The following is a 13,052-nucleotide window of genomic DNA, read 5'->3' as shown; positions in this document are numbered from 1 at the left end:
GCCGCCCCGCTCTGCGGACGAAGCCCCGAAGCCCGCTTCGCCGGCTCCTTGCCGTCCTTCATGTTTGCTCACATCCCGCTGTAACGTTCATTTCCTTATCATACCTCGTTACAGCGCTTTTTCCAACAGCTTGGGCTTGGCGAAGATCATCCTTCCCGCCGACGTCTGCAGCACGCTCGTCACAAGCACCTCCATCGTCATGCCGATGTAGTCGCGTCCGCCCTCGACAACGATCATCGTGCCGTCGTCGAGATAGGCGACGCCTTGTCCATGCTCCTTGCCGTCCTTGATGATCTGCACGACGATCTCCTCGCCCGGCAGCACGACCGGCTTGACGGCGTTGGCGAGGTCGTTGATGTTCAGCACCGACACGCCCTGCAGCTCGCACACCTTGTTGAGGTTGAAGTCATTGGTCAGCACCTTGCCGCGCAGCAGCTTCGCCAGCTTCACAAGCTTGCTGTCCACCTCGCTCACATCCTCGAAGTCGCCCTCGTAGATGAGCACCTTGACGTCGAGCTCCTTCTGGATCTTGTTCAGGATGTCGAGGCCGCGGCGGCCGCGGTTGCGCTTGAGCAGATCCGACGAGTCGGCGATATGCTGCAGCTCCTCCAGGACGAACTCCGGGATGACGAGCGTGCCCTCGATGAAGCCGGTCTTGCAGATGTCCGCGATCCGGCCGTCGATGATGACGCTCGTGTCCATGATCTTATGCTCCTCGAAGTTGACCGGCTCGACCTTCTCCGGCTCCGGCGCCGCCTTCGGCTGCAGCAGCGCCGTCAGTCCGGCAGTCAGCTCCTCCTTCTTGCGAAGGCCGACCGTCAGCCCGACATAGCCGAGGCCGAGCGTAAGCAGCGCGGGGACGATCATCGCCGCCGACTCCGGCAGGCGCGAGACCGACGGGTAGAGCAGCGCCGACAGCACGAGGCCGCAGGTCAGTCCGGCCGCGCCGGCGAGCAGGTCGGCCGCAGGCAGCTCGGCGGCTCGCCGCGCGCCTTCCCCGAGTAGCCGCTGCGCCTGCCCGGCGAGCGCGGTCGCGAGCAGCAGGCCGCAGAACGCGCCGACCGCAAGTCCCAGGTAATAGCCCATGGAGCCGTAGCTCCCGGCCAAGGCGCTGTAGCCCATGCCAGCCGGGAGGCTGCCTCCGGCGCCGATGCCCGCCTGGGAGCCCAGCATGCCGCCAAATACAAGTCCGAGTAATTGCAGAATACGTTTTACCATAGCTTAGTCGCCACCTCCATTAGCCAGTATGTTCCAATCCGGCAAAGGCTAAACCGCCTGAGCGGCACGGCGCGCGACCGCATGGAAAAGGGAGGGCGGCAGCCGCTGCCTGACGTCATGAAGGATTTCTCATAATGGGCAAATGCTTTTTGTTTTCGGAAGGAGGCGCTGTATAATGGGGATAGCCTTTACTTCAAACGAAACCTTCGCGAAAGAGGTGGGTACGATGAGCGCACCAACGCTTCACGATTTTCAGGAGCAGGTATCGGAACTGATATTGCGCCACCGCAGCGTGCTGGACGTGCTGTCCAAGTTCGGCCAGACCGGAGCGGCGGTGAACCGCGCCGTGGCCAAGGCCGTCACGGAATGCGGCTGCATCGAGATCCAGGCGTCCAGGCAGCATTATTCCGAGGAGCCGGAGCTGGAGACGGCCAAGCGGCTGCTCGAGTCCCACATGGACGGCGCCGTATGCGAGAACTGCCGAGACGTGCTCAAGGCGGAGCTCGGCCGCAACCTGTTCTACATGTCCGCCCTCTGCAACCTGCTGGACATCGACCTGGACGAGGTCGTCAAGGCCGAATCCGACAAGTGCTCTACGCTCGGCGTCTTTAATCTCACCTAGATCCGCTTGAAAAGCAAAAAATCCAGGCCGTCCGCTTGCAGCGGATGCCTGGATTTTTTTCGTTCGAGGATCTCGCGATCCTAGACGCTGCGCCGCTTGCGGCGACGCTCCTCGAGGTCCTCGTCGCCCTGCGCGCGGCGGCGGCGGCGAAGACGTCCTTGGACATTAACGTTTTTTTTTAGGCCGTAGAGCGCGTACAGGAGCAGCGGCACGAAGATGATCTTGCTCAGCTGGTCCGGGAACGCGATGCCCAGCACGACGGCGATGCCGACGACGACCGGGATGCTCCAGATCGCGCTCTTGGGCAGGCCGATCTTCTTGAAGTTCGGGTACTTGACCGTGCTGACCATGAGCAGCGCCAGGCCGAGCGTGCTCGCCATGAGCACCCATGGCTGGATGTCGTTGTGGAACAGCGCCAGCGTCGCCAGGATGCCGCCCGCGGCCGGAATCGGCAAGCCGATGAAATAGCCCGGCGCGACGTTGCTGACGACGTTGAAGCGAGCCAGCCGGAGCGCGCCGCAGATCGGGAAGATCGCGGTGACGATCCATGAGGCCGCGTCGGAGTTCAGCTCCTGGAAGGCGACGACGTACATGATGAAGGCCGGCGCGACGCCGAAGGAGATGACGTCCGACAAGGAATCGAGCTCCTTGCCAAACTCGCTCGTCACGCCCAGCGCGCGGGCGACGCGTCCGTCCACGCCGTCGAGCAGCATGGCGATGATGACCATCATCGCCGCCATCTCCGGTTTATCATTGAACACGAGAATGATCGACACAATCCCGAGGAACAGGTTTCCTATCGTAAAAAGGCTCGGCAACGACTTTGCGAACACTTGCTTCCACCTCATCTCTACTATGCCCGGCGAAGCTTGAAGTCAGGCATGGAAATTTTTCCACGTTCATCCATTCAGGCCGCATGGCATTCCCCCATTCTAGGGGAATCAGATTTGCCTGTCAATGAACATTTGATCCTGGATGCGGCGCAGCCCTTCCTTGATCGCGCGGGCGCGCACTTCGCCGATGCCGTCCACCTCGTCGAGCTCGGCGATCGTCGCCATGACGATGTTCGGCAGGTTGCCGAAGCGCTCGATCAGGTTGTTCATGATGACCAGAGGCAGCCTCGGGATGCGGTACATCTGGCGATAGCCGCGCGGCTGCACCGCCTCGTCGGCGATCGCGGCGCCCTGCGGATAGCCGAGCAGCCGGATCACATGCGGGGCGTCCATCAGCTCGTCGTTGCTCAGCTTCTTGAGCCCCGCGCGCACCTCGCGCAGCCGCTCGTCGCTGTTGTCGCGCGCGTAGTCCTTCAGCAGGAACCAGGCGTCCTCCTCGACGCCGCCGATCAGCTCCTCCATCTGCATGCTGATGAGGCGGCCTTCCGTGCCGAGCTCGTTGACGTAGCGCTTGATCTCCATCTTGATGCGCAGCACCATCTCGACGCGATGGATGACATGCGCGACCTCCTGCAGCGTCACGAGCTCCTCGAACTCCAGCGCCGACAGGTTCGTGAACGACTGCTTGAGCACCGCCTTGTACTTCTCGAGCGTCTGGATCGCCTGGTTGGCCTTCGTCAGGATGACGCCCATGTCCTTGAGCGAATAGCGCAGGCTGCCCATGTACAGCGTGATGATGTTGCGCCGCTGCGAGATCGAGACGACAAGCCGTCCGGTCTGCTTGGCGACCCGCTCCGCGGTGCGGTGGCGGATGCCCGTCTCGATCGACGGAATCGACGAGTCGGGGATGAGCTGGGTATTGGCATAAAGGATGCGCTTCAGGTCCTCGCTGAGGATGATCGCGCCGTCCATCTTGGCGAGCTCGTAGAGATAGTTCGGCGAGAACTCGCAGTTGATCGAAAAGCCCCCGTCGACGACCTCCATCACCTCCGGGCTGTAGCCGACGACGAGCAGCGCGCCGGTCTTGGCCCGCAGCACGTTGTCGAGTCCGTCGCGGAACGCCGTTCCGGGCGCGACCAGCTGCAGCAGCTGGTTCGTGATCTCGTTCTCTTTGGTTTCCTTCATCGGTATGGTAGTCCCCCTATTCAAGCGCCGCGCGGAGCGCTTCCGCAACCGTATTGACGCCTACGATCTTGATATCGTCAGGCGGCTTCCAGCCCTTGAGGCTCTTTTCCGGCAGGATCACCCGCTTGAAGCCGAGCTTCTGCGCTTCCTTGACCCGCTGCTCCGCCCGCGACACGGCGCGCACCTCGCCGGTCAAGCCGACCTCGCCGAAAATGACGTCGTCCGGCTTCGTCGGCGCGTCCTTGAAGCTGGAGGCGATGGCGACCGCCGCCGCCAGGTCTACGGCCGGCTCATCGAGCCGCACCCCGCCGGCGGCGTTGAGATAGGCGTCCTGCGTCTGCAGGAACAGGCCCATCCGCTTCTCCAGCACGGCGATGATGAGCGCCATCCGGTGATGGTCGAAGCCGGCGGACATCCGCCGCGGCGACGGAAAATGCGTCGGCGCGACGAGCGCCTGCAGCTCCACGAGCACCGGGCGCGTCCCCTCCATGCTGGCGACGACGGTCGAGCCGGAGACGCCGAGCGGGCGCTCCGACAGGAACAGCTCGGACGGATTGGCGACCTCTCGCAGGCCGTCCTCGCCCATTTCGAAGATGCCGATCTCGTTGGTCGAGCCGAAGCGGTTTTTGACTGCCCGCAGCAGTCGGTAGGAATGATGCCGCTCTCCCTCGAAATAAAGGACGCAGTCCACCATATGCTCCAGCAGGCGCGGACCGGCGATGGCGCCTTCCTTGGTCACATGGCCGACCAGCACCGTCGCGATGCCGCCGATCTTGGACGAGCGCATGAAATGCGCCGTGCATTCGCGCACCTGGGCGACGCTGCCCGGAGCCGAAGGCACGCTCGGATCGTAGACGGTCTGGATGGAGTCGATGACGAGGAAATCCGGTCCAACCGACTCGATCGCCTCGTTAATATGCTCCATATTGGTCTCGCACAGTACATACAGCGACTCGGCGAGCGCGCCGAGCCGGTCGGCGCGCAGCTTGGTCTGACGGATCGACTCCTCGCCCGAGATGTACAGCACCTTGAGTCCGGCCGCGGCCAAGGCATGGGATGCCTGCAGCAGCAGCGTCGACTTGCCGATGCCGGGATCGCCTCCGACGAGGATGAGCGAGCCCGGCACGACGCCGCCGCCGAGCACGCGGTTCAGCTCGCCGATGGTGCTCTCGATGCGGGGCTCCTGACCCGTATTGATATCTATGATGGAACGCGGCTTTTCTTTCGTCCCGCGGGACATCGGGGCGGACAAGCCGACCCCGGCCGTCTTGACAACCGTTTCCTTTTCCTCTACCATCGTGTTCCATTCGCCGCAGCCAGGGCACTTGCCCAGCCACTTGGGCGATTCCGTGCCGCACGACGTGCAGGCGAACTTGATTTTTACCTTGGCCACATCAGGCTCCTTGAACGTATGACGTATCCTTCAAAGTTTACCATTTCAAGCCCCTTCCATAAAGGCGAACGGGCAAAAAAGCTGATCGAGCCGCGGAAAAGGCGGCCGATCGAAAGGAAGTCGAACGCCTATGAACGAGCAGACGGTGCTGATCATCGACGACGAAGCCGAGATCATCAAGCTCATCAGCCTCTATCTCCAATCGGAAAAGGTGCGCCTGCGGACCGCCTCAAGCGGGGAGGAGGCGCTGGCGATCATCGAGCGCGAGCCGGTCGATCTCGTCGTGCTCGACATCATGATGCCCGGCGCGAGCGGCATCGAGATCTGCCTCGCGATCCGCGAGCGCCGCCAGATGCCGATCATCTTCCTGTCGGCCAAAAGCGAGGAGATCGACAAGATCCACGGCCTGAGCGTCGGCGCCGACGACTATGTGACCAAGCCGTTCAGCCCGCTCGAGCTCGTCGCGCGCATCAAGAGCCAGCTGCGGCGCTATGCCGCCCTCCGTCCGGCGGAGCCCGGCGCCGCGGCGCAGCCGTCTACGGTGCTCCGCCATGACGGCATCGCGCTCGACACGATGACGCGCGAGGTGACCGTCGAGGACGAGGAGATCCGCCTCACTCCGCGCGAGTTCGGCATCCTGGAGCTGCTGCTGCGCCACCCCGGCCGCGTCTACAGCATGGAGCAGCTGTACGAGCTCGTCTGGCAGGAGCCGTTCTACGAGTCGGCCAACACCGTCATGGTGCATATCCGCAAGCTGCGCGAGAAGATCGAGGCGGACCCGAGGCAGCCGCGCTACATCAAGACCGTCTGGGGCGTCGGCTACAAGCTGGAGAAGCTCGGCCGATGATGACCCGCATGCTGCAGACGTTCCTGTGGAAGCTGCTGCTGCGCTTCGCGCTCAGCCTGGCGGCGATGGCCGCGCTCGTCTGGCTCGGCTATTTCCTCTCGGAGCTGCTGCTGCGCTACAACCCGAGCCGCTCCTTTCCCATTACCCGCCTGCTCGTCGCCGCCATCAACGGCATCGGATCCTTGCCGATCATGCTCGCCGCCGGAACGGCGCTGTTCCTCGGCCTGTTCTTCTGGATGTCGCGCCGCTTCCTGCAGCGGTTCGACGCCATCACGGACGGGCTGCAGCAGATCGCCGGCGGCGACCTGGCGCATCGCATCAAGGACAACAGCGCCGACGAGCTCGGGGCCGTCTCCCGCAGCGTCAACGAGATGGCTCGCCGGCTCGCCATCGCCCAGCAGGAGGAGCGGTCGGCCGCGCAGGCCAAGAACGACCTCATCACCGGCGTCTCGCACGACCTGCGCACGCCGCTCACGTCGATCCTCGGCTTTCTCGAATATATCCAGAAAGACCGCTACCGCGACGAGCTGGAGCTGCGCCAGTACGTCGACATCGCCTACGACAAGGCGCTCGTGCTGCGCAAGCTCATCGACGACCTGTTCGAGTACACGCGCGTCGCGGGCGGGTCGATGCCGCTGCAGGCGGAGCCGGTCGACTTGAATCCGTTCCTGCGCCAGCTCGCCGACGAGTACGAGCCGCTGCTGGAGGAAGCCGGCATGGCCTGCCGGGTCCATCCGTCCGGACAGCCGCTGCTCGTCCAGGCCGATCCGGAGCTGCTGCTGCGCGTATTCGAAAATCTGCTGACCAACGCCATCCGCTACGGAGCCTCCGGCGGCGCAGTCGATATTTATGTACGTCCGGCAGCCGGATCGGCTTCGCCGGATGAAGAAGAAGCTGACGCAGCGGCGGACCAGGCGGCGATGCCGAACGAAACCGCAGCGCCGATGGCCGAGGTCGTCTTCCGCAATTACGGAGAGCCGATCCCGCCGAGCCATCTGCCGCGGCTGTTCGACCGCTTCTATCGCGTCGACGCCTCCCGCTCGCGGCAGACCGGGGGCAGCGGCCTCGGCCTCGCCATCGTCAAAAGCATCGTCGACCTGCACGGCGGCGTCATCGAGGCCGCCAGCTCGAAGCGCAGGACCGAATTCATCGTGCGCCTGCCGCTTTAAGAATTTCCTAAGAACTTCAAAAGCCTCCCGTTAAGAAGCGCCGATTAGACTGGATCTATCGACGCTTCTTGACGGGAGGTTTTCTGCATGCAAGCTTTTCTGCTCTTCTCCGCCATCCTGCTCGGGATCGGCGCGGCGCTGCAGCTGCGCAGCCGGCGCCGTCCGCTCGCGGCCGGCCTGCTCTGGGCCGCCGTCGCCGCCGCGCAGCTGCTTGGAGCCCTTTCTCCGCTATGGCTGCCGGGCTGAGGCGCCCTCATCGGCCCTTTGGCGTGCGCCTCGACCAGCGCCAGCTTCCGTCAGCCGCCGCCGGACGCTGGCCGGGCTGCGGGCTGGACTGCGGGCTGCGGGCTGGACCAGCAGCAGCGCACGCCAAAAGGCCGGCTGGAGAGCTCCCCTTCAGGGGCCCTCCAGCCGGCCGCAAGCCAGCTCGGCTCAGCCGGCGCTCGCGCTGCTGCCGGCCGACTTGACGGCGAAGCTGTTGTCCGGACGCCGCAGGCCGAGGCGGTCGCGCAGCGTCTCGCCTTCGTATTCCGTCCGGAACAGGCCGCGCCGCTGCAGCTCCGGCACGACGAGGTCGACGAAGTCCTCCAGCCCGCCCGGCAGGTAAGGAGGCATGATGTTGAAGCCGTCCGCCGCCTCGTTCTCGAACCATTCCTGCAGCTGGTCGGCGATCTGCGCCGGCGTGCCGAGAATCTCGCGATGGCCGCGCGCCCCGGCGATGCGCTGGTACAGCTGGCGGATCGTCAGCCCGTCGCGGTCGGCGATATCCTTGAGCAGCAGGAAGCGGCTCTTGCCGCCGTTCACCTGCTCCAGCTGCGGCAGCTCCGGCAGCGGCCCGTCGACCGGGTACGGGCTCAGGTCGAAGCTGATCAGCCCCGACAGCAGCGCGACGCCGGCCTCGACCGGAATCAGCTCCTCGAACCGGGCCTTTTTCTCGCGCGCCTCCTCCTCCGTGCGGCCGATGATCGGAAAGACGCCCGGCATGATCTTCAAATCCGCCGGCTGCCGGCCGTAGCGGGCGAGCCGGCCCTTTACGTCGCGGTAAAACGCCTGCGCCTCCTCCAGCGTCTGCCAAGCGGTGAAGATGACCTCCGCCGTGCGGGCGGCCAGCTCCTTGCCCGGCTCCGAGGCGCCGGCCTGGATGACGACCGGATGGCCCTGCGGCGGACGGGCGACGTTGAGCGGTCCCTGCACCTGGAACCACTTGCCCTGATGGTCGGTCCGGTGGATTTTCGAGCGGTCGGCGAAGCGCGCTCCTTCCTTGTCCGCCAGCAGCGCGCCGTCCTCCCAGCCGTCCCACAGCCGGCGCACGACGTCGACGAACTCCTCGGCCCGCTCGTAGCGCAGCTCATGCAGCAGATGCTTGTCGCGGCTGAAGTTGCGCGCCTCGTCCTCGGTATTGCTCGTCACCACGTTCCAGGCGGCCCGCCCGCGGCTGATGTAGTCGAGCGAGGCGAACTTGCGCGCGACGTGAAAGGGCTCGTTGTACGTCGTCGACACGGTGCCGGCCAGCCCGATCCGCTCCGTGTCCGCGGCCAGCGCCGACAGCAGCGTCAGCGGCTCCAGCCGCACCTGCACCGCCTGCTCCAGCGCCTGCGGGAAGCGCTCGTGGACGGCATAGCCATCGGCCAGGAACACCATGTCGAACTTGCCGCGCTCCGCCGTCTTCGCCGCCTGCCGGTAGAAGCCGTAGTCCAGCACGCCCTCGGCGTTGCTGTGCTCGTATCTCCACGAAGCGACATGATGACCCGGAATCATCAGGAATGCGCCGAGGCGCAGCTTTTCTTTTCTTGCCATATCTATCGTTCCTCCTCGTTCGATGGCTTGCATGACGACGCGCCGGCCGTCCATCCCGTCCGCTTCTTCAGCGCTCGGCATTCGCCTTCCAGCCGGAGAAGCGGCGCTCCAGCAGCACGAGCCCGTGGTTGATGAGCAGCCCGAGCGCGGAAATGGTCAGGATGCCGGCGTACATCTCCGGAATCTGAAAGTTGTACTGCGTATAGTTGATCAGGTAGCCGAGCCCGGCCTTGGCCCCGACCATCTCGGCGGCGATCAGCACGAGAATCGACGAGGCGCCCGCCAGCCGGATGCCTGTGAACACCGACGGCAGCGATGCCGGCAGGATGACCTTCCAGAACAGCTGGAACGGCGGCAGCCCGAGCGAGCGCGCCGACTTGACGAGCAGCGGATCGACGCCGCGCACGCCGCTCACCGTATTGAGCAGGATCGGCCAGGTGCAGGCGAACAGCACGATCGAGATCTTCGACGTTTCTCCGATGCCGAGGATCAGGATGAATACAGGCAGCAGCGCCAGCGCCGCCGTGTTGCGGAACAGCTCCAGCACCGGCCCGAGCAGCAGCGCCGCCGTCCGCGAGTAGCCGATCGCCAGCCCGAGCGGGATCGCGATCGCGACCGCCAGCAGCAGCCCGCTGACCGACCGGACGATGCTCGCCTGGAAGTTTTCCAGCAGCGAGCCGGAGACGGCCAGCTCTCCCCACGCCCTCAGCACCTCCGACAGCGGAGGCAGGAACGTCGCATCCACCAGACCGAGGCGGGGAGCCGTCTCCCAGACGAGAGCCAGCGCGGCGATCGCCGCCGAGCCCCGCAGCGCCTTTGCCGCCGCCTTGCCGATCGTCCATGCGGCCGATCGCCGCGCCGCCGCAGGCCGGGACGCTCCGACCGCAGCCGCAGCCTTTTCGGCCGTCGCCGCTGCTCTGCTCCCGCCCGTCCGGCTCGCCTCCAGCCTCTCGGCCGCAGGCCGATCCGCCGCAGCGGCGCGTCCGGCCCCGGCCGTCTCCCGGCCCGCAGCCGCAGCGCCTTCCGGCGCTGTCGCAGCCCGGGACGGGATGCTTCTTGCCGCCGCTTTGTTCACGCTCATTGCCATCGCTCCCTTCGCTTGTCGGCGCGTCCGCAGCGGTCCGCGCCCTTATCCGCTCCTCCGTCAGCCGGTCCGCCCGAAAATCCGCTCTGGGCAAGCCTCCGGCACTCGGCCGCCGGAGGCTACCTGGCGGCGCGCTCCTCCGTCGGCGCGCCGTCCTGCGACTGCGAGAGCCGCACCTCCTCGCGCAGCTCGCTCCAGATCTCGTGCCGCAGCTCGCCGAACGCCGCCGCGGAGCGCGTATCCTCCTCCTCGGAGCGCCGCCCGAGCGGGATGTCGACGATCCGCTTGATGCGCCCCGGCCGCGCCGTCATGACGGCGACCCGCTGGCCGAGATAGACCGCCTCGTCGATCCCGTGGGTGATGAACAGGATCGTCTTGCCCGTCTGCTCCCAGATGCGGAGCAGCTCCGCCTGCAGGCTCTCGCGCGTCTGCGCGTCGAGCGCCGCGAACGGCTCATCCATGAGCAGCACCTCCGGATCGAAGGCAAGGCTGCGCGCGATCGCCACCCGCTGCTTCATGCCGCCGGACAGCTCATGCGGATAGCGTCCCTCGAAGCCGCTCAAGCCGACGAGGGCCAAATAGTGACGGGCCCGCTCGCGCCGCTCCCTGGCTCCGATTCCTTTCGCCTCCAGGCCGAACTCGATGTTCGCCTGCGCGGTCCGCCACGGAAACAGCGCATATTGCTGGAAGACGATGCCGCGGTCCATGCCCGGTCCCGTCACCGGCCGCCCGTCGAGCAGGATCTGCCCCGAGGTCGGGCGGGACAGGCCGGCGAGCAGGTCGAGCAGCGTCGACTTGCCGCATCCGCTCGGCCCGACGACCGCCATGAACTCGCCCGGCCGCACGTCCAGATCGAGCCCGTCGACGGCCGTGAACTCCTTGACCTCCTTGCCTTCGCGCACGAGAAACTTTTTCGTCACGTCCTGAAACCGGATCTTGGCCGCTTCCCGGACCGGTTCCGATGTCGGGGACGCTCCGTCCGCTCCCCGGCTCTCCGCTTCCCGGTCCAGTCCCGGTGTCGCCGCCGCCCCTCTCGCTCCCGCTTCCGACGCTTCGCCCTGCCCTTCCGTCTGCCCTTCCGCCTGCCGAGCCTCCCGCTTGCCGTCTTCCCGCCGTTCGCTCATCCGCATCCCTCTCCTTTTTCGGCTTGGGCCGTTTTACTTGCCGGTGTCCTTCTCGTCTTCCTCCGCGTAGGGATTGAACTCGTTCGTGTACAGGTCCTCGAGCTTCACGCCGGCCGCCTTCTTGTCGCCGCTCGCCTCCAGCCATTTGCGCCAGATCTCGAACTCCTCCGGACGGATCGTGCCGCCCTTGCCGGCGACGCTCGTCGATTTCCAGAACTTCAGGTTGTCTCCGCTCTCCTCCCGGCCGCGCTTCGCCACGATGTCCTGAGCGCGCTGGATGACCGTCTCCCTCGGCTGCGTGCGCGCCCATTCGATCGCCTTGGACGTGCCTTCGACGAATTTGCGCACCGTGTTCGGATTGTCCGCGATGAATTTTTTCGTAAAAACGATCGTGCCTGCGCTCTGCGCCCCGAACAGCTCGAAATCGCTGAACAGCTTGCGCACTCCGCCCCGCTCCAGCGCATGGTCGCGCAGGATGCCGCCAAGCACGGCGACATCGATCTGCCCCGCGCGCAGCGACTGCTCTGTATTGACCGGCGGCAGCGCGACGAGCGTCACCTGCTTGATCTCGTCGTCGCTGAGCCCTCCGCGCTTCAGGTACTCCTTGAGCACGAATTCGGCATGGGCGCCGAGCGTATTCATGCCGACCTTCTTGCCGATCAAGTCGCGGGCGCTGCGGATCGGGCTGTCCTCCAGCACGAAATACCCGTTGTACGTCAATTCGTCCATGCCGTAGTAGCTGATGACCGAGCGGATCGGCGCGCCCGCCGAGATCAGCTTGATGATCGCGCCGTTGAACGCTCCGCCGAAGTCGGACTGGCCCGTCGCCGCCGTCTGGATGTCCTGCGGGCCGCTCGTCGTATTGCCGATCCACTTGAGCTTGACCGGGGCCAGATAGCCGAGATCCTCGGCCAGCTCCGGAAACGTCACCGATCCGACCGAGCCCTGGTACCTCAGCTCCAGCGTCTCCGGCTCTCCGTCCTTGCCGGCGGCGACAGCCTTCTTCTCCTCGTTGCCGCCGCATCCGGTCAGCAGCACCGCGGCCGACAGCACCGTGGCGAGCGCGGCAGCCGTGCGGCTCCTTCTGCGGTTCCTCTTTTCAACAGCCGCTCCCTGAACCGCCGCGTTCCATTGCATTTGCTTCTGCTCCATCCCCAAGCTCCTCTCTCCCGCAAGACCGGCCGGAAAACGGCAAAAGCCTCCGCGGGCGCGGCCGCATCCAAGCAGCCGTACTCGGGAGGCCTCCTCAGCATAGGGTCGGCTCCGCTTCCGATAAGCAAAAAAGACGCATAGCGGCAGGCTTCTCGCGCTGCAGGCTTGCGTCTCCGGTTGCTCCGGTCGATTGTTTATAATTCCTATATAATTACTATGAAAAGAATCATAGCACCGCTTTTCCGTTTCGTCAATACGAATATTTCGCTCTGCGTTGGGCCATGCTGATAGCAAATGGCCGCCCGACCGTGCCCGCACGGCAGCGGCAACAGGAGGAATGCGCTCATGTCCGATCTGCTTCAGCTCGCCCTTATCGCTCTGACGCTTCTTTTTATCGGCCTGGTGCTTCATTGCATTCGCAAAGGCGTCCTGCGCGACCGCTACGCCCTGCTTTGGCTCAGCATCAGCGGAGGCTTCCTCGGCATGCTGGCGCTGCCGTTCCTCGTCTAGCGGACCGCCGATCCCCTCTGCCCTAGGATCGCCAAAAAGGCCGCTCTCATTCCTCGGAAACGGGAATGAGAGCGGCCTTTTCGATTCGTCTTGACCTTGTTCCGCCCGAAGCGCCTTT

At 65.2% G+C, this 13,052-nt stretch carries 13 protein-coding genes; 5 read left to right on the top strand and 8 right to left on the bottom strand.

What is annotated here, in order from left to right; all coding sequences use genetic code 11:
- Window positions 1-108 precede the first annotated feature (108 nt).
- Window positions 109-1,218 carry a PIN/TRAM domain-containing protein gene (locus NYE40_RS03155; RefSeq protein ID WP_339279296.1) on the bottom strand — a complete coding sequence of 370 codons (1,110 nt, stop codon included), beginning with the start codon at window positions 1,216-1,218 and terminating at the stop codon, window positions 109-111.
- 226 nt (window positions 1,219-1,444) lie between these two features.
- Here NYE40_RS03155 and NYE40_RS03150 point away from each other — a divergent pair, with 226 nt between their 5' ends.
- Entirely contained in the window at window positions 1,445-1,840 is a 396-nt protein-coding gene (locus NYE40_RS03150) for a hypothetical protein (RefSeq protein WP_028598176.1), read from the top strand.
- Window positions 1,841-1,920: 80 nt separating this feature from the next.
- Here the strand turns inward: NYE40_RS03150 and pssA are convergent, their stop codons facing one another.
- From pssA to radA, 3 genes are all read right to left on the bottom strand, one after another.
- Window positions 1,921-2,673 carry a CDP-diacylglycerol--serine O-phosphatidyltransferase gene (gene pssA, locus NYE40_RS03145; protein WP_028598175.1) on the bottom strand — a complete coding sequence of 251 codons (753 nt, stop codon included), beginning with the start codon at window positions 2,671-2,673 and terminating at the stop codon, window positions 1,921-1,923.
- A gap of 108 nt (window positions 2,674-2,781) precedes the next feature.
- A complete protein-coding gene (gene disA / locus NYE40_RS03140; RefSeq protein ID WP_028598174.1) occupies window positions 2,782-3,858 on the bottom strand; it encodes a DNA integrity scanning diadenylate cyclase DisA in 1,077 nt (358 codons plus the stop codon).
- A gap of 16 nt (window positions 3,859-3,874) precedes the next feature.
- A complete protein-coding gene (gene radA, locus NYE40_RS03135; RefSeq protein WP_028598173.1) occupies window positions 3,875-5,251 on the bottom strand; it encodes a DNA repair protein RadA in 1,377 nt (458 codons plus the stop codon).
- Window positions 5,252-5,381: 130 nt separating this feature from the next.
- Between radA and NYE40_RS03130 the strand changes: the two genes are divergently transcribed.
- From NYE40_RS03130 to NYE40_RS03120, 3 genes are all read left to right on the top strand, one after another.
- On the top strand, window positions 5,382-6,098 hold the full coding sequence (locus tag NYE40_RS03130; protein WP_339279295.1) for a response regulator transcription factor: 717 nt from the start codon (window positions 5,382-5,384) through the stop codon (window positions 6,096-6,098).
- Entirely contained in the window at window positions 6,095-7,267 is a 1,173-nt protein-coding gene (locus tag NYE40_RS03125) for a HAMP domain-containing sensor histidine kinase (RefSeq protein ID WP_339279294.1), read from the top strand. Before NYE40_RS03130 ends, NYE40_RS03125 begins: the two co-directional genes overlap by 4 nt.
- An 87-nt stretch (window positions 7,268-7,354) precedes the next feature.
- On the top strand, window positions 7,355-7,513 hold the full coding sequence (locus NYE40_RS03120) for a hypothetical protein (RefSeq protein ID WP_153782741.1): 159 nt from the start codon (window positions 7,355-7,357) through the stop codon (window positions 7,511-7,513).
- A 186-nt stretch (window positions 7,514-7,699) separates the two neighbouring features.
- Here NYE40_RS03120 and NYE40_RS03115 read toward each other — a convergent pair whose 3' ends face one another.
- From NYE40_RS03115 to NYE40_RS03100, 4 genes are all read right to left on the bottom strand, one after another.
- The gene (locus tag NYE40_RS03115) at window positions 7,700-9,064 is read right to left on the bottom strand and encodes an LLM class flavin-dependent oxidoreductase (protein WP_028598170.1); all 1,365 of its coding nucleotides are present in this window, start codon (window positions 9,062-9,064) and stop codon (window positions 7,700-7,702) included.
- Between the two features lie 67 nt (window positions 9,065-9,131).
- On the bottom strand, window positions 9,132-10,145 hold the full coding sequence (locus NYE40_RS03110) for an ABC transporter permease (RefSeq protein ID WP_339279293.1): 1,014 nt from the start codon (window positions 10,143-10,145) through the stop codon (window positions 9,132-9,134).
- A 122-nt stretch (window positions 10,146-10,267) separates the two neighbouring features.
- Window positions 10,268-11,272 carry an ABC transporter ATP-binding protein gene (locus NYE40_RS03105; RefSeq protein ID WP_153782738.1) on the bottom strand — a complete coding sequence of 335 codons (1,005 nt, stop codon included), beginning with the start codon at window positions 11,270-11,272 and terminating at the stop codon, window positions 10,268-10,270.
- A 33-nt stretch (window positions 11,273-11,305) separates the two neighbouring features.
- Window positions 11,306-12,424 carry an ABC transporter substrate-binding protein gene (locus tag NYE40_RS03100; protein ID WP_228551245.1) on the bottom strand — a complete coding sequence of 373 codons (1,119 nt, stop codon included), beginning with the start codon at window positions 12,422-12,424 and terminating at the stop codon, window positions 11,306-11,308.
- 345 nt (window positions 12,425-12,769) lie between these two features.
- Here NYE40_RS03100 and NYE40_RS03095 point away from each other — a divergent pair, with 345 nt between their 5' ends.
- Window positions 12,770-12,934: a hypothetical protein gene (locus tag NYE40_RS03095; protein ID WP_153782737.1), complete on the top strand. Its 165-nt coding sequence runs from the start codon at window positions 12,770-12,772 to the stop codon at window positions 12,932-12,934.
- The last annotated feature ends 118 nt before the right edge of the window (window positions 12,935-13,052 follow it).

This window comes from Paenibacillus sp. FSL W8-1187 (assembly GCF_037965485.1).
GTDB classification, from domain to species: domain Bacteria; phylum Bacillota; class Bacilli; order Paenibacillales; family Paenibacillaceae; genus Paenibacillus_O; species Paenibacillus_O pasadenensis.
The sequence above is the reverse complement of the archived record's forward strand: the minus strand, read 5'-3'. Positions and strand labels throughout refer to the sequence as shown.